The organism is Citreicella sp. C3M06 (assembly GCF_018860705.1).
Taxonomy (GTDB): domain Bacteria; phylum Pseudomonadota; class Alphaproteobacteria; order Rhodobacterales; family Rhodobacteraceae; genus Salipiger.
Map to the genome: position 1 here is coordinate 15,455 of NZ_JAHKQA010000104.1, position 15,421 is coordinate 30,875.

The following is a 15,421-nucleotide window of genomic DNA, read 5'->3' on the forward strand; positions in this document are numbered from 1 at the left end:
TCGCTCCAACGCCTCTGCGATCCGTTTCAGGGTCTTGCTCACGTGTCGTCCTTCTTGCCGTCCGCCGCGTCGAACTCGCTCGCCGTGGCTTCGTCCTCGTCATCGAACCACAGCCCCTGGGCGCGCAGCTCTTTTTCGCGCTTTCGTTCGACCATGCGCACAAGCAGGATCGACACCTCGTAAAGCCCGTAGACCACGACGAACAGAATGACCTGCGAGGTCACGTCCGGCGGGGTCACCAGCGCGGCAAGCGCAAGGATCGCCACCACCGCATATTTGCGCACCGCGCCAAGACCCACGGCCGAGACCAGCCCGGCCTTGCCCATCAGCGTCAGCAACACCGGCAGCTGGAAACACAGCCCGAAGGCGATGATGAATTTCAGCGTGATGTCGAGGCTTTCATTCACCTTGCCAAAGAAGGTGATGCGGATGCCCTCGTCGGTTTCCGGAACCACGGCGGTGCTTACCTCGGAAATGCCCGACACGCCCTCGCTCACCCGCTCTGCGGCGGAATTCACCAGATTGGCGAAGATCGACGAGACATCGGCAAAGCCCAGAAAGAACGCCATCGCCATCGGCGTGACGATGAACTGCGCAAAGCTTGCGCCAAGGATGAACATCACCGGCGAGGCAATGAGGAAGGGCAGGAAGGCGCCTTTCTCGTTCTTGTAAAGCCCCGGCGCCACAAAGCGCCACAGCTGGTAGCTGATCACCGGAAAGGCCAGCGCAAAGCCGAACACCATGGAAATCCGGAACAGCGTGAACAGATATTCCTGAGGCGAGGTATACTGCATCGTCGGTGACGGGTCACCAAGGCCGCGCAGCGTTTCCTCGATCGGGTGCAGCAGGAATTGCAGGATCGGCTCTGCCACCACGAAGGCAAGGCAGATGCCGATGATAAAGGCGATCACGGCGCGAATGAGCCGCGTGCGCAGCTCTGCGAGATGCTCGATCAGCGGTGCCGAGCTGTCCTCGATCTCATCTTGTCCCACGCTCATGCCTCACCGTCTTTCTTCAGCTCCGCTTCCAGCTCGGCGGCCTTGCTGGCGGCGTCCTCGGCGCGTTTCGCAGCGGCATCGGCCTCGCGCTTTTGCCGCTCGGCGGCGGCGCGGGCGGTGCTGGCGGCGATTTTTTTCTTTTGGGCCTCGCGCTCGGGGTCCGGAGCGGCGGGGTCCTGTTTGAGCCCTTCGGTCTTCGACGGCACCCCGACATCGGTCATCGACTTGGCGGCATCGCGCACCCCGTCCATTGCCGTGCCAATCGGGTTGGTCGCGGACTTGAAGGTCTTGGCCACGTCGCGCACGCCCGCCTCGTCAGCGGCATCGTTCATCGCGCTGGTGAATTCGCGCGCCATGCCGCGAGCCTTGCCCATGAACCGCCCCGCGTTGCGGAACAGCACCGGCAGGTCCTTGGGGCCGACGACGATCAACGCCACGATGCCGATGACCATAAGCTCGGACCATCCCAGATCCAGCATGGCGGCTTACACCTTGTCCTTTTCGTCAGACGGCGTGACGTCCTGCGCCTTTTCCGCCTTTTCGTCCTCGAGCTCCTTGGAGCCGTCGTTCACGCCCTTCTTGAAGGCGGTGATGCCCTTGCCGACCTCGCCCATCAGGTTCGAGATCTTGCCGCGGCCGAACAGTACCAGCACGACGACGGCGATCAGCAGAAGGCCCGGAAGGCCGATATTGTTGAGCATGTCTTTCTCTCCTGTCGCGGGGCGCGCCTGCGGGCCCCGGTGTGAAATCATTCCCCGATGTTTAGGCCTGCGGCCAGAGGACCGGAAGGCTTGCAGCGCCGCAATGACGCTGGCGCGATCAAAATTGGCAGGGTTCTTTGACATTATTCTGTCAGGAGCGCAAAACCACCGGGCAAGGAGAGCAGATGAAGAAACCCAAGCGACTCGCCAGCCTGATGGAGCGGCTCAAGGACGGGCGGCTGCACAGCGCCGACAGCCTTGCCACAGCGCTGAGAGTGTCGGTGCGCACGATCTACCGCGACATGGACGAGCTGACAGCCGCAGGCATCCCGATCGCGGGCACGCGGGGCCAAGGATACCGGGCGCTGGCCTCGATCACCTTGCCGCCGCTGAACCTGACCGAAACGGAACTGGAGGTGCTGCATCTGGGCCTTGCCGCCGTCGGCGCCGGCGCGGCGGAACTGCCCGAGCTGGCGCAGGCGGCCCAGAGCCTGTCGGCCAAGATCGACGCGCTGCTGCCCGAGGAAGGCCATGCGGTGCCCTTCGGCTTTGCGGGTCATCCGTGGCGCGATGCGGCGCAGGGATTCCGCCACATGCCCGCGTTTCGCGCCGCGATCCGGGCGCGCCAGAAGCTGCGGGTGACGCTGGAGGACGGCGCGCGCCATGACATCCGGCCGCTGAAGATCGACTACTGGGGGCGAATCTGGACCTGCATCGCATGGTCGGAAACCGCCGGGAATTTCCTGTCGATCCGGCTTGATACAGTGGCGGCGCAGGTGCCGCTGCCCGGCCTGTTTGTCGATGAGCCGGGCAAGCGGCTTGACGATTACGCCGCAGCGCCGCGCCCGTAGTTGCGCTCAGAGGGGGGGCCAGCCCCCCGCCTGCGGCTCCCCCGGAGTTTATCTGGCAAGATGAAGGGCGGGCGTGGCGCTTTGGTGTTGCGGCGGTGCCGGAAATGAAAAAGAGGAGGGACGCGCCCTCCTCTTTGCTTCGCTCTATGGCAGTTGGCAGGGCTCAGTCGGTGACTGTGACCGTGACCATCTGATCGGGTTGGCCGACCACGGCGCCGTTGCCGCCGGTGCCGCGCTTGATCGCGTCGATCACATCCATGCCCGAGGTGACCTCGCCCACCACGGTGTACTGACCGTTCAGGTGGGGCGCGGGCGCGAACATGATGAAGAACTGCGAATTGGCCGAATCCGGGTTTTGCGAGCGGGCCATGCCCACCGCGCCGCGATCGAAGTTCTTGTCAGAGAACTCTGCCGGGAGGTCCGGAAGGTCGGACCCGCCCATGCCCGCCATGCGCATGTCGGCGCCGATCTTGCCGTATTGCACATCGCCGGTCTGTGCCATGAAGCCTTCGATCACCCGGTGAAAGGCGACGCCGTCATAGGCACCGGCCTTGGCCAGTTCGGTGATGCGGGCCACGTGCTGCGGCGCCACATCATCGAACAGCTCGATGTGGAAAGTGCCATTGGCACCTTCGCCCGAGACGGTCACGTCGAGGCCAGCCGCCATGGCGGGCAGGCCCAGAACGCACAGCCCGGCAGCCAGCAGATTACGCATCCGCAGCCACCTTGACGCTGATCATGCGGTCGGGGTTCGCGGGCGGCTCGCCGCGGGCGATGGCGTCGACATGGGCCATGCCGTCGATGACGCGGCCATAGACAGTGTATTGCCCGTTCAGGAAGTCATTGTCCTTGAAGTTGATGAAGAACTGCGAGTTCGCCGAATTCGGGTTCTGCGAGCGCGCCGCGCCCAGCGTGCCACGGGAGTGCGGCAGTTTGGAGAATTCCGCCGGCAGGTCCGGCAGGTCGGATCCGCCCGTGCCAGCGCGGCGCAGGTTGAAGCCGTCTTCCATGTCGCCGTTTTCCACGTCGCCGGTCTGCGCCATGAAGCCGTCGATCACCCGGTGAAAGCAGACGTTGTCATAGGCGCCAGCGCGGGCCAGCTCTTTCATCCGCTCGGCGTGCTTGGGCGCGACGTCGGGCAGCAGTTCGATCACCACGGTGCCGTCCTTCAGCTCCATGAGGATGGTGTTCTCGGGGTCCTTGATCTCGGCCATGTCTATCTCCCAATGCGTCCGATGAGGTCGGGCGCAGACTTAATGCCCCGCAGGCCCTTTCACAAGCGCCGCGCAAGCCCTCCGCGCATTGACGCCGGGCGCGCGAGCGGGCAGACCTTTCGCAAAGCTAAAGACCGGAGGAGCCATCGCATGGCCTGGAAGACTCTTGACGACATGGATCTGGACGGCAAGCGCGTCCTCACGCGGGTCGACATCAACGTGCCGCTGGAAAATGGCGAGGTCACCGATGCCACCCGCGTCGAGCGGGTCGGGCCGACCATTCAGGACATCATCTCGCGCGGGGGCACGCCGATCCTGCTGGCGCATTTTGGCCGCCCCAAGGGCAAGGTCGTGCCCGAGATGTCGCTGAAGATGCTGGTGCCGACGCTGGAGGCGGTGTTCGGCTGCAAGGTGCGTTTCACCACGCTGGACGGCGCCGAGGCGGCAATCACCGCCTGCGAGCCCGGTCAGGTTGTCCTGCTGGAAAACACACGGTTCGAGCCGGGCGAGGAGAAGAACGACCTCGAGCTGGCCAAGACCTATGCCACGCTGGGCGACGTTTACTGCAACGATGCGTTTTCCGCCGCGCACCGGGCGCATAGCTCGACAGAGGCGCTGGCCCGCCTGCTGCCCTGCTGCGCAGGCCGCCTGATGCAGGCCGAGCTCGAGGCGCTGGAATCGGCGCTTGGCGATCCCAAGCGTCCGGTTCTGGCGGTGGTCGGCGGCGCCAAGGTGTCGACCAAGCTGGAACTGCTGGGCAACCTTGTAGAAAAGGTCGATATCCTAGTGATCGGCGGCGGCATGGCGAACACCTTCCTTGCGGCGCAGGGCATCGACGTCGGCAAATCCCTGTGCGAGCACGAGATGACCGAAACCGCCAAGGCCATCGCCGAAAAGGCCATGTCCACCGGTTGTGAGATCCTGCTGCCGCGGGACGTGGTGGTTGCCCGCGAATTCCGCGAGAACGCCCCGTCGGAGGTGGTGCCCGCCGAGGCCTGCCCCGCCGATGCGATGATCCTCGATGCCGGGCCCGAGAGCGTGGCCCATGTCGAGCAGGCCATCGAGCGCGCCGAAACATTGATCTGGAACGGCCCGCTGGGCGCCTTCGAGATCGCGCCCTTTGACAAGGCGACCAACGCCGCGGCGGCCTATGCGGCGCGGGCCACGGCAAATGGCAAGCTGGTGTCGGTGGCGGGCGGCGGCGATACCGTTGCGGCGCTTAACAAGGCGGGCGCGGCGGAGGATTTCACCTATATCTCCACCGCCGGGGGCGCGTTCCTTGAATGGATGGAAGGCAAGGTGCTGCCGGGCGTTGCCGCGCTTGGCTAAGCGATAGCGGTGCGGCAGCAAAGCCGCACCTGACAGGCAAAGCGAACGTCCCGGTCTTGCGGGGCGTTCCAATGAAAACCGAATCGGTGGCAATGTTCCTCTACGCACCCGTTAAAGAGGTGCACCTATTGGCAGAGCAGAGCAAACCATCATGTCCGCAAGGCGCAAACCCGCGTTTGGCGCGGTGATCTATACCGGGATCACCCTATCCCTTTCCGCCTATTTCATCTTTGCCGCCGTGCAGGGCGATTTCGGCCTGTTCCGACGCGCCGAGATCGAAAGCGAGGCGGCGCAGCTGAGTGCGCAACTCAAGGCGATTGAGGCCGAGGTGGCGCGGATGGAAAACCTGACCACGCGGCTGTCGGACGATTATCTCGACATTGACCTGCTCGACCAGCAGGCCCGCGATGTGCTTGGGATGATGCGCTCGGACGAGATCGTCGTACGTTAAGATCCCGTTGATCCGTCGCAGTTTTTTGTGACGACACAGTCTCTGACAGGCGGAAATCCGCCTTGCGCGAGGGCAAAGAGCAAGGCTCTGCCGAGCCGGGCCGGGTGCATCGCTTCGTGCACAGATGCGACTTGATCGGGGGGCGGGGTGCCCCCCATCTGTTGACCACAGGCGTAAAACAACAGGCAGCACGACAGATGCGACGCAAATCTCGATTCAGGACCATTACCGCAGTTCAGGCCGGCGCCTTGGCGCTCATGGCGATCTTTGGCGCGTTTACCGCGCAGAGCAGCCAGGCAAAGGCCTGCAAAACCGACCTGTCGGCCCCCGCCTCGGTGTCGTGCCAGATGACAACGACCGAGAGCCGCTAGCTCAGCGGCCAAGCGCCTCGTGCAGCGCTGGCAGGAAATCTTCCTGGTAAAGCGTGCCCGCCATCGGGCCGACCAGCTTGAACAGGATGGTTCCGTCTCCGCCCACGATGAAGCTTTCGGGCGGGCCGGTCACCCCCCAATCGATCGCCGCGCGGCCCTGTGGGTCGAACGGCACGCCGATGAAGGGCGAGCGTTCCTCGGTCAGGTAACGGGTCGCGGTGCTGGTCTGGTCCTTGAAGTTCACGCCGATCACCCGCACCCCTTCGGCCTGAAGCTCCAGCAGGCGCGGGTGTTCGGCGCGGCACGGCGGGCACCACGAGGCCCAGAAGTTCACCACCGTCACCTCGCCCGAGCGCAGATCGGCATCGCTGACCGAGGCAAAGCCCTCCAGCGTCTGCTCCGGCAGCGCCGGGGCCTGACGGCCGATGAAGGTCGAGGGCAGCGTCGTTGTGTCACCCCGCTGCATCCCCAGATAGGCCATGATCGCGAAGCCCGCGAACAGCAGCGGCGGCAGGATCATCAACACCGAAACGCGTTTCTGTGTGGTCTCTCCGTCAGCCATGGTGCTTCAGCCTTTGCTCGATCTTCGCCAGTTCCGCCTTCACCCGCCGCGCCCGTGCCACAGAGACCCCGACCAGCGCAAACAGCAGCCCGAGGCTCAGCCCGTAGGACGTGAGCACCGCAAAGGCATATTTTCCAAGGTCCGGTATCATGTCAGCCTTTCGCGTGTCAGCAACGCCCGTGCCCGGCGCGCGCGGATTTCGGTCTGGGTGCGCAGGAACACCAGCGCAACGAACAGCAGCACAAAGCCCGCGATGCACATCAGCGTCGGGTACCAGAACACGTCGGCGACGTTTTCCTCGGCGTCCATCGACAACGACGCCCCCTGATGCAGCCCCTGATTCCAGAACAGCACCGCGTAGCGCGACAGGATGGCGAAGACCGATCCGACAAGGCACAGGATCGAGGTCAGATCCGCCGCCGTATCGTCGTTTTCGATCGCCGACCACAGCGCCATGTAGCCAAGGTAGAACAGGAACAGCACGAGGAACGAGGTCAGCCGTGGATCCCAAGCCCACCATGTGCCCCACATTGGCTGCCCCCACAGCGCCCCTGTCGCCAGCGCGATCACCGTAAAGGTCGCCCCCACCGGCGCCGCCGCCCGCGCCGCCAGCGCCGACACATGGTGGCGCCGCACGATCCAGATCAGCGAGGCAATCAGCATCATCGCCCATGCGTTGATGGCCATCATCGCGGCGGGCACGTGGATGTAGAAAATCTTAACGGTGCTGCCCTGCCGGTAATCGTCGGGGGTAAAGAAGAACCCCCAGCACAAGCCGCCGACAAGGCAGATCACCGCCGCCGCCGCGATCCACGGCAGGACAAGATCCGTCGTGCGGATGAACTTTACGGGGTTGGCGTATTCCCAGATCGACATGCGGCTGACCCTATCGCTGCTCGTGCGGGGGTTACACTTAAAAACGACGTGAGGGGCAAGCCCTTCCAAAGTCGCTGGGCAGCGCCTCAGCCGGACTGGATCGCGGTGACGATCGCAAGCAGCCTTCGCTCGATCTCGCGAAAGCGGGCCAGCGGCGCGCTGTCCGGGTGCAGGCGCAGCTGCATCGAACTGCCTTGCACGCTTAGCCTTTGATGGCAGCCGGGCAGATTCACCGTGATGAAGCTGGTTCGCCCATCAAGGATCACCCGCGCGCCGGTCGCCTCATCCAGCGCCGACTGGCTCAGGTCAGACAACCCAAGCTGCGCCAGCTCGGCCAGCAGCGCCGCAAGCGCATTGCGCGTCATCCGGGCGCTGCGGGTGCCGGATGACAGGCGCACGGTCTGGGTGCCATCCGCAGCGATGCTGAGCAGCGCGGGCGCTGTGGGCGTTTGCTCGGCGCGCACGTCGAAGACGATGACTGGTGCGTCGCCCTGCCCTATGGCGGGCAGATCGGCGCAACCGGCCTGCACCGGGCCGGCCAGCGCCAGAGAGGTGGCCACCCCGGTCGCAAGGGCGCGCAGCGCGGCGATCATGCCGCGCGACGACGCAGCGTCAGCGCGCCCACCCCGCCAAGGCCCAGCAACAGCAGCCCCCCGCCCGCCGGAAGCGGCACCGACGCGATCGCCACCGTATCGGTGGCGACGGTGATGTAGCCGATGTCGGCGAAAGACGCGATGGTGGTGGCCGACAGGGTCGACACGCCGAACGGGCTGTCGGACTGGGTCGAGTCGGCATTGAGATAGCCGGTCATGATGTCGGTCGACACCTCGTCTTCCTGACCAAGCGCAAAGGCGGTCTCGTCCCAATGGGCATTCGCGGTGCCAGCGCCGCCATCGAGTTCGACGGGAACATAGTTTGCCTCCGTGCCGGTCTCGGCTGCGTAAGCGGCCACCCCGTAAGCACCGGTATATTGACCCGTACCGCTGGTATAAACGCTTTGGGTGCCTGCAAACATCTCGTATCCCGCGTAAACCGACCAGCTGTCAGTGTCCCAGAGCGAGCCGAAGCCGATCACATGCCCCATCTCGTGCACGATCACGTCGAACAGCGTGCCCGCGGATTCAAGCGCCGATAGGTCCGCGGTGTCAAATTCCATATATCCCGAACTGGCATAGACGTAATCCTGCTCGAACCCATAGGTGTAGGTCACGGTTTGTGCCGCCGCCTGACCAAGCGTGCCGCCTTCGCCGTCGATCTCGGTGCCCGATGCGGTGATCACCAGCGATGGCAACGCAAGGTCGTAGCGATTGCCCAGCAGCATCGATTCCCAGAAATATTCGGCAGAGGCAAAGATCGATTGCTGGCTCTCGCTCAGCGTGCCCTCGTATTCGATCGTGATATCAAAGGCATTGCTGATGCTCTCGTAGGTCGCGCTGAGCGCCGCGCAGGGGCTGATCACTCCGGCCAGGCCGATGCCCATCCAGCTTACCTTGCGCCCGATGCTCTGGTTCATTTCTCATTCCTGTCTGCGTCGCCTCGGGGCATGCGATGCCGGTCGCGATGACCTCTTCTTCATCATCCCTCGTGACTGATAAGCTCTTTTTTACAAACGGCTACCAGCATAACTACCGCAGGTTTATACGCAGTACCGCTGCGCTTGCAAACGGCAACAGCGCCACCGCCCCCGCACTGATGCCTGCTAGCATCAGAAGCGGGGTCTGCACATCCATGCCTTCCGCCCCGCGGCGGGCGGCTTCGGCTCCGAAGATCAGCGTCGGCACATAAAGCGGCAGCACCAGCAGCGACAGCAGCAGCCCTCCGCGTTTGAGCCCGACGGTCAGCGCCGCCCCGAAAGTGCCGATCACCGACAGCGCCGGGGTGCCAAGCGCCAGCGACACCAGCAGCCACAGATAGCCCGGCGTCGGCAGATTCAGCAGCACCCCCAGCAGCGGCGCTGCGGCCACCAGCGGCAGGCCGGTGGTGATCCAGTGCGCCAGCGCCTTGACGAAAGCGATGCCCTCCATCGGCAGCGGCGCTGTGGCCAGCAGATCAAGCGAGCCATCTTCGCGATCCAGCGCGAAGATCCGGTCGAGCGACAGCAGGCAGGCCAGCAGCGCGCCGATCCACAGCACGCCCGGCGCGATCCGCGCCAGAAGCGCCGTCTGCGGCCCGACCCCCAGCGGCACCAGCACCGTCACGATCAAAAAGAACGCCAGCCCGAGGCCAAAGCCGCCCCCGGCCCGCACCGCCAGCCGCAGGTCACGCAGCAGCAGGGCGATCACAGGAAGGCCTCGTCATGGGCAGCAGCGCGCGGTGCGGCCTTGAACGGTGTCACGTCCAGCCCTTGCGCTTCGGGAATGCCAAGGTCGATATGCGTCGCCATCAGCGCCGAGCCTCCGGCTTGCAAGTGCCGGCGCACCGCCGCTGCGAATAGCGCGACCGAGGCGGCATCCAGCGACACCGTCGGCTCGTCCAGCACCCAGACCGGCCGCCCGGTGACCATCAGACGCGCCAACCCAAGCCGCCGTTTCTGCCCGGCAGACAGCGCGCCCGCCAGCCGGTCGTCGAGCCGGTCCAGATCGAAATCGCGCAAGGCGGTGGAGATATCGGTTTCGCCAAAGACGCTGGCCCAGAAGGCAAGGTTTTCACGCACCGTCATCATCGCCTTGAGCCCGTCGGAATGGGCGGCGTAGGCAATGCGCTCACCGGCGCCTGAAATGCTGCCGGAGTGCGGCGGCTGAAGCCCGGCAATGGTGCGCAGCAGCGTTGTCTTGCCCGACCCATTCGGGCCGCGCAACGCCAGCGCATGGCCGGGCGCAAGTTCGAAACTCACCCCTTCCAGCACGGGAATGCCCCCGCGCGACACTGTCAGATCGCGAATATCCAGCACCATGCGCTTGGGATAGCCCGACCCGGCGCGGGGGGAAAGCGGCAATAGCGCCGCGCCCGTCCCTGCCCGACGTGCAAAAGGGCCAACAGCGCACTGCCGACCCTTGTTGCAACCGATAGAAACCAGCGACAGCACCCGCCGGACAGGGTGCAGTTAGACTGGCATCGCCGCCAGCGCCACGCGCCGCCCTTCGCCGAGCAGCACGTTATAGGTGCGGCAGGCCGATGGTGTGCTCATCACCTCGACACCGACCCCCGCCGCTTCAAGCCGCTGCGTCAGGGTTTCTGGAAGCCGCGCCATCTCGGCCCCGGTTCCAACGAAGATCACGTCGATGTCGCCCGCAAGGCAGACCAGCGCGTCTTCATCGGCAAGCCCGCCCCAGGCGATATTGCCTTCGGAGGCAAGACAGATTGGCCCCGGCAACGGGCGCCCTGCGACCCGGAAAAATCCCGGGCCGTAGCCATCGACAGGCTGCGCCTTGCCGAAGCTTAGTTCCTTCATCTGCATGATCTTCCCCTAGTCCCATACCGGCAAACCCAGCGCGATTGCCGAAAAGATGATCAGGTAGGCCAGAACACGGAATCCCTCCTCCCGTGCCGGTGTGAACAGAGCCTGGCCCAGTCTCGTGCGCGCAGCATATGGCAGAAACATCACAAAACCAAGCGCCAAGGCGAAAGCGGTTAACTTTCTGCCCAAGACCCTCAATGGCCGTAAAGCAGTGGCAGATCGACCAGTATCTGCGCGCCGCGATCCAGTGCAGCCCGTTGAACCCGGACCAGCGCATCCCGGCGACAGATCCGGCCGGGTTCGGATCAGGACGGGATCAGCGCCCGAAGCCCCGGCATTCCGAGGATCCGGGCGCGCTGCTCAGACGCTCGCGCCGCCGGATTTCTTGCGCGCTTCCTTGTCGACTTCAGGCTTGGACCAGTCGCGCTTGACGCCGAATTTCAGCAGCAGCGCCGAGGCCACGAAGATCGACGAATAGGTGCCGACAAAAATGCCCCAGATCATCGCGAAGACAAAACCCCGGATCACGTCGCCGCCAAGTGCGAACAGCGCAAACAGCGCCAGCAGCGTGGTGAGCGAGGTCATGATGGTGCGCGACAGGGTCTCGTTGATCGACAGGTTCAGAACCTCTTTGAGCGGGCGCTGCTTGTACTTGATCAGGTTTTCGCGCACCCGGTCGAACACAACCACCGTGTCATTCAGCGAATAGCCGACAATGGTCAGCAGAGCCGCGATGGTCGTCAGGTCGAACTGCAGCTGCACCTCGGAGAACACCCCGATGGTCAGCAGCACGTCATGCACCAGTGCCACCACGGCACCAACCGCGAACTGCCATTCAAAGCGCAGCCAGATGTAGATCAGCACCGTGCCGATGGCGAGCGCCACCGCCAGCGCCGCGGTCTGGATCAGCTCGCCAGACACCTTCGGCCCGACGCTTTCGACGGAAACGAATTCGATGTCCGGGGCCACCTCCATAAGCGCAGCCTCGACCGCCTCGATAGTGGATTGACTCACCGCCTCGACCTCGTTCTGGGCCTGAATGCGCACCGAGGCGACGTTCTGGTCCGGGCCGAAGTTCGGATCGAAGATCTCGGTGATCGACACATCCCCCAGCCCCAGCGTGGTCATCGCCGCACGGTATTCGGCCACGTCGATCGGCTCTGCGCTCTGGGTGCGGATCGTGGTGCCGCCACGGAAGTCGATGCCGAAATTCAGGCCGCGCACACCGAAGCTGACCATCGCCAGCACGATGGCAAGGACGGAGATGCCCAGCCAGAGTCTCCAGTGTTTGAAGAAATCGAATGTGGTGACGTCGGGCACGAGTCGTAGGTGGCGCATCTCAGATCTCCAGCGTCTTGGGGCGGCGGCGTTCGAACCACAGGATGATCAGCAGGCGGGTCACCCAGATCGCGGTGAACACCGATGTCACGATCCCAAGCCCAAGCGTGATGGCAAAGCCGCGCACCGGGCCCGATCCCATGACATAAAGGATGATGGCGGTGATGACCGTGGTCAGGTTGGCGTCGATGATCGCCGACAGGGCGCGCTCGTAGCCAAGTTCGATGGCGCGGGCCGGGCCGCGCGCCGATTTCAGCTCTTCGCGGATGCGCTCGAAGATCAGCACGTTGGCATCGACCGCCATGCCGACCGTCAGCACGATGCCGGCAATGCCGGGCAGCGTCAGCGTCGCGCCGATGGCCGACAGCACCCCAAGGATCAGCGCGATGTTCAGGGTCAGCGCGATGTTGGCGAACAGTCCGAACAGCCCGTAGGTCAGCAGCATGAACGCCAGCACCAGCGCAAAGGCGACGCCCGTCGCCAGCTTGCCCGCATCGATGCTGTCCTGGCCCAGCTGCGGGCCGATGGTGCGTTCTTCAAGAAAATCCATCCCGGCGGGCAGCGCGCCAGCGCGCAGCAGCACCGCGAGGTTGGTCGATTCCTCGACGCTGAAATTGCCGGTGATGATGCCCGAGCCGCCCGCAATGTGGCTCTGGATCACCGGCGCCGAGATCACTTCGTTGTCGAGCACGATGGCAAAGGGCGAACCGATATGCGTGGCGGTGTAATCGCCGAACTTGCGCGCCCCCGAGGGATTGAAGCGGAAACTCACCGCCGGGCGGCCGTTCTGGTCAAAGGTCGGCTGGGCATCGGTCAGCTCTTCGCCCGTCACCACAGAGGCCTGTTCCAGCACGTAATAGAGACCCGGCTCGTTGGCCGAAGGCAGCACCTCGGTACCGACGGCGCCGGTGGCACTGGGATCACTGGTGCTGCTTTCGACGCCCTGAAAGGTCAGCTGCGCCGTGGTGCCGATGATCGCCTTCAGCTCGTCGGCAGAGCCAAGGCCCGGCACTTCGATCAGGATGCGATCGCTGCCCTGCCGCTGGATGGTCGGCTCGCGGGTGCCGACCTCGTCGATGCGGCGGCGAATGATTTCAAGTGATTGCTGCATGGTGCGCTCGTCGGTGGCCTGCTGTTCGGCCTCCGAGAGCTGCACAGTCAGGTCAGATCCCTGCCCTGCCACCTCGATGTCGGTGGTGCCCGCCCCGGTGAGCGAGACCACCGGCTGCGCCAGTCCCCGCACGATTTCCAGCGCGCGCGCCATGCCATCGGGGTTGGAGATCCGCACCTTCAAAGTGCCCGGCGCGCTTTCCTGCAAGCGGATGGTGCCGACGTCGGCGCGCGCATCGCGCAACGCATCGCGGATCTCCGGCCAGAGCGCTTCCATGCGGCTCTGGTAGACCTCGGCCACCTTGACCTCGGCGAGGATATGCGCCCCGCCGCGCAGGTCGAGCCCGAGGTTCACCAGCCCCGACGGCAGCCAGCTCGGCCAGCTTGCCGCCTGCGCCTCGCGCTCGGGGGTGGCGCCAGAGGCCTCGATGGCCTTGACCGCGTCATTGTGAGATTCGACGCGGTTGTAGAACAGGTTGGGCGCCGCAAGCACAAGCCCCGCCACCACCAGCGCCCAGATCAGGGCGCGTTTCCAGGTATCGATTTGCAGCATGTTGCGGCGCCTTGGGGTCGTTTAGGGGATCAGCTTTCGGCGGGCTCGGTCTTGGAGAGCACCGTGGTGATGGTGTTCTGCACGACGCGCACCCGGACGCCTTCGGCGATCTCGACCTCGACCTCGTTGTTTTCCTTGACCTTCGACACTTTGCCAATGATGCCGCCCTGGGTGACGATCTGATCGCCCCGGCGCAGCGCGGCCACCATCTTCTGGTGTTCCTTGACCTTCTTCTGCTGCGGACGGATCAGCAGGAAATACATGATCCCGAAGATCAGGATAAGCGGGACGAATTGGGCAATGGCGCTGGTGTCCATGGGCAGGCTCCTTGTTGGGTCAGATTGGGGGCCGTGCCCCGGTCGCAAGTCGCGCGGAACCTATGTGCGAAGTCGCGGCGATGCAAGGCGGCTTGGCGGGGGAATGATGGCGCTTTCACCGCATTGCGAGCATGCACACTCCCGTCTAGGCTGTACGTCAGGCAAGACAGACCGCACAAGAGGACATGGCAGGTGACCGGGACAACCACGATTCCCATCGGGCCGGGGTGGCTGACGCTGATCTGTCTGGCGGTTGCGGCCGCACTCATCGCAGCCTACCTGCCAAGCGACAGGATCAAAACGCCCCCTGCCCTCGAACGGTTCAAGGACCGGCTCGGCTACAAGGGGACAGATGGCGGGCTGTTCTTGTTCGGCCTGCTGGCATCTATTGCGGCTGCGGTCCTGTGGCTTGTCATCGCCGGGTACCTGTTGCTGGGCATTGCCGGACTGGTCCATGAACTGATCAGCTCTCCGGTGCCACCGTTCGATCCGGTTGACGACGCGCAACAGCGCGCCCTGTGGAACTGGCGCTTTGAACTGGCGCAGATGGCGGCGCTTGCCACGCTGCTCAGCGCGGTCATCGCGCTGCCCATCACGCTGAACCGGCTGCGCCTTGCCCGGCAACAGACACGTCTCGCCGATGAAACCCTGTTCAATCAAAAGATCACCGAGGCCGCCGCCGATCTTCATGCCCAACGTCAGATCACCATCGAGCCGGACTCGCCCGAAGGTTCGCCGTTCAACGGCTGGGAAGATGATATTGTCCGCCGCAACGCCGCCATCGACCGGCTCGAAGGTCTGCTCCGCGAGCGCAGCGAGATCAGGCCCGACAAGCCAACGGCAGAACGGCTCGCTCGCCTGCTAAGCGTCTATGTCCGTGAATTGTCGCGCGAACACAAACCTCAGACGCATCTTTGGTTCGAGGTTCGCGAGATCCAGCGCGCGGCCCCCCGCGAGGCCCCGCTGACCGAGGACGAGGCGCTGGAACGTCTGGGGCGAGCCGGAGAAGACGCAAGCCTACAGGCTATGCGCCGCTGGGCGGGCGGCCTGCGCATTCGGTCAGACATGGAAAACGCCGTTCGCGTGCTTGGGCGCTTGGGGGGGGCAAGCCAACTAAGATCGACCGATCTGCCGATCGACCTCGTGAACTGCAATCTGCAAGGCGCAAGGCTCGCCCAACTCGACCTGCAAGAGGCGAACCTCAGCTGGGCGGAGATGCAGGGGGCGAACCTCAGCTGGGCGGAGATGCAGGGGGCGGACCTCAGCGGGGCGAAGATGCAGGGGGCGAACCTCAGCTGGGCGAAGATGCAGGGGGCGAACCTCAGCGGGGCGAAGATGCAGGGGGCGAACCTC

The 15,421-nt window shown here is 64.6% G+C and carries 20 protein-coding genes; 4 read left to right on the forward strand and 16 right to left on the reverse strand.

Features of this window, described 5'->3' with window-relative positions; all coding sequences use genetic code 11:
- Nucleotides 1–38: 38 nt before the first annotated feature.
- The 3 genes from KO516_RS23210 to tatA are packed head-to-tail and all read right to left on the reverse strand — an operon-like array spanning nt 39 to nt 1,699.
- Complete coding sequence (locus KO516_RS23210; RefSeq protein ID WP_216006165.1) at nt 39–998, reverse strand: twin-arginine translocase subunit TatC; 960 nt, start codon at nt 996–998, stop codon at nt 39–41.
- Nucleotides 995–1,477: a Sec-independent protein translocase protein TatB gene (gene tatB / locus KO516_RS23215; protein WP_216006166.1), complete on the reverse strand. Its 483-nt coding sequence runs from the start codon at nt 1,475–1,477 to the stop codon at nt 995–997. Before tatB ends, KO516_RS23210 begins: the two co-directional genes overlap by 4 nt.
- 6 nt (nt 1,478–1,483) lie before the next feature.
- Nucleotides 1,484–1,699, reverse strand: a complete 216-nt coding sequence (gene tatA / locus KO516_RS23220) for a twin-arginine translocase TatA/TatE family subunit (protein ID WP_216006167.1) — start codon at nt 1,697–1,699, stop codon at nt 1,484–1,486.
- A gap of 185 nt (nt 1,700–1,884) precedes the next feature.
- Here tatA and KO516_RS23225 point away from each other — a divergent pair, with 185 nt between their 5' ends.
- Nucleotides 1,885–2,550, forward strand: coding sequence for a YafY family protein (locus tag KO516_RS23225; protein WP_216006168.1), 666 nt, complete (start codon nt 1,885–1,887; stop codon nt 2,548–2,550).
- Nucleotides 2,551–2,713: 163 nt separating this feature from the next.
- On the opposite strand, the gene KO516_RS23230 is transcribed toward KO516_RS23225, so the two are convergent.
- Both KO516_RS23230 and KO516_RS23235 read right to left on the reverse strand, forming a co-directional pair.
- The gene (locus KO516_RS23230) at nt 2,714–3,265 is read right to left on the reverse strand and encodes a peptidylprolyl isomerase (RefSeq protein ID WP_216006169.1); all 552 of its coding nucleotides are present in this window, start codon (nt 3,263–3,265) and stop codon (nt 2,714–2,716) included.
- Nucleotides 3,258–3,764: a peptidylprolyl isomerase gene (locus KO516_RS23235; RefSeq protein WP_216006170.1), complete on the reverse strand. Its 507-nt coding sequence runs from the start codon at nt 3,762–3,764 to the stop codon at nt 3,258–3,260. The genes KO516_RS23230 and KO516_RS23235 overlap by 8 nt, the downstream gene beginning before the upstream one ends.
- Before the next feature lie 150 nt (nt 3,765–3,914).
- Here KO516_RS23235 and pgk point away from each other — a divergent pair, with 150 nt between their 5' ends.
- Entirely contained in the window at nt 3,915–5,093 is a 1,179-nt protein-coding gene (gene pgk / locus KO516_RS23240; RefSeq protein WP_216006171.1) for a phosphoglycerate kinase, read from the forward strand.
- 151 nt (nt 5,094–5,244) lie between these two features.
- On the forward strand, nt 5,245–5,544 hold the full coding sequence (locus tag KO516_RS23245) for a septum formation initiator family protein (protein ID WP_216006172.1): 300 nt from the start codon (nt 5,245–5,247) through the stop codon (nt 5,542–5,544).
- Between the two features lie 372 nt (nt 5,545–5,916).
- Here KO516_RS23245 and KO516_RS23250 read toward each other — a convergent pair whose 3' ends face one another.
- From KO516_RS23250 to yajC, 11 genes are all read right to left on the reverse strand, one after another.
- Entirely contained in the window at nt 5,917–6,477 is a 561-nt protein-coding gene (locus tag KO516_RS23250; RefSeq protein ID WP_252737866.1) for a DsbE family thiol:disulfide interchange protein, read from the reverse strand.
- A complete protein-coding gene (gene ccmD, locus KO516_RS23255) occupies nt 6,470–6,628 on the reverse strand; it encodes a heme exporter protein CcmD (protein ID WP_216006173.1) in 159 nt (52 codons plus the stop codon). Before ccmD ends, KO516_RS23250 begins: the two co-directional genes overlap by 8 nt.
- The gene (locus KO516_RS23260; protein WP_216006174.1) at nt 6,625–7,353 is read right to left on the reverse strand and encodes a heme ABC transporter permease; all 729 of its coding nucleotides are present in this window, start codon (nt 7,351–7,353) and stop codon (nt 6,625–6,627) included. The genes ccmD and KO516_RS23260 overlap by 4 nt, the downstream gene beginning before the upstream one ends.
- Nucleotides 7,354–7,439: 86 nt before the next feature.
- Nucleotides 7,440–7,946, reverse strand: coding sequence for a hypothetical protein (locus KO516_RS23265; RefSeq protein ID WP_216006175.1), 507 nt, complete (start codon nt 7,944–7,946; stop codon nt 7,440–7,442).
- Nucleotides 7,943–8,866: a hypothetical protein gene (locus tag KO516_RS23270; RefSeq protein ID WP_216006176.1), complete on the reverse strand. Its 924-nt coding sequence runs from the start codon at nt 8,864–8,866 to the stop codon at nt 7,943–7,945. The genes KO516_RS23265 and KO516_RS23270 overlap by 4 nt, the downstream gene beginning before the upstream one ends.
- Nucleotides 8,867–8,978: 112 nt before the next feature.
- Nucleotides 8,979–9,635, reverse strand: coding sequence for a heme exporter protein CcmB (gene ccmB, locus KO516_RS23275; RefSeq protein ID WP_216006177.1), 657 nt, complete (start codon nt 9,633–9,635; stop codon nt 8,979–8,981).
- Nucleotides 9,632–10,246: a heme ABC exporter ATP-binding protein CcmA gene (gene ccmA, locus KO516_RS23280; protein ID WP_216006201.1), complete on the reverse strand. Its 615-nt coding sequence runs from the start codon at nt 10,244–10,246 to the stop codon at nt 9,632–9,634. Before ccmA ends, ccmB begins: the two co-directional genes overlap by 4 nt.
- A gap of 150 nt (nt 10,247–10,396) precedes the next feature.
- On the reverse strand, nt 10,397–10,750 hold the full coding sequence (locus KO516_RS23285; RefSeq protein ID WP_216006178.1) for an Mth938-like domain-containing protein: 354 nt from the start codon (nt 10,748–10,750) through the stop codon (nt 10,397–10,399).
- A gap of 360 nt (nt 10,751–11,110) precedes the next feature.
- Nucleotides 11,111–12,088, reverse strand: coding sequence for a protein translocase subunit SecF (gene secF, locus KO516_RS23290; protein WP_216006179.1), 978 nt, complete (start codon nt 12,086–12,088; stop codon nt 11,111–11,113).
- 1 nt (nt 12,089) lies between these two features.
- Nucleotides 12,090–13,751, reverse strand: coding sequence for a protein translocase subunit SecD (gene secD / locus KO516_RS23295; RefSeq protein ID WP_216006180.1), 1,662 nt, complete (start codon nt 13,749–13,751; stop codon nt 12,090–12,092).
- A 29-nt stretch (nt 13,752–13,780) separates the two neighbouring features.
- Entirely contained in the window at nt 13,781–14,068 is a 288-nt protein-coding gene (gene yajC / locus KO516_RS23300; protein WP_216006181.1) for a preprotein translocase subunit YajC, read from the reverse strand.
- 192 nt (nt 14,069–14,260) lie between these two features.
- On the opposite strand from yajC, the gene KO516_RS24865 reads away from it, so the two are divergent.
- Nucleotides 14,261–15,421: pentapeptide repeat-containing protein (locus KO516_RS24865; RefSeq protein WP_216006182.1), on the forward strand; the 1,161-nt coding region annotated here is incomplete at its 3' end.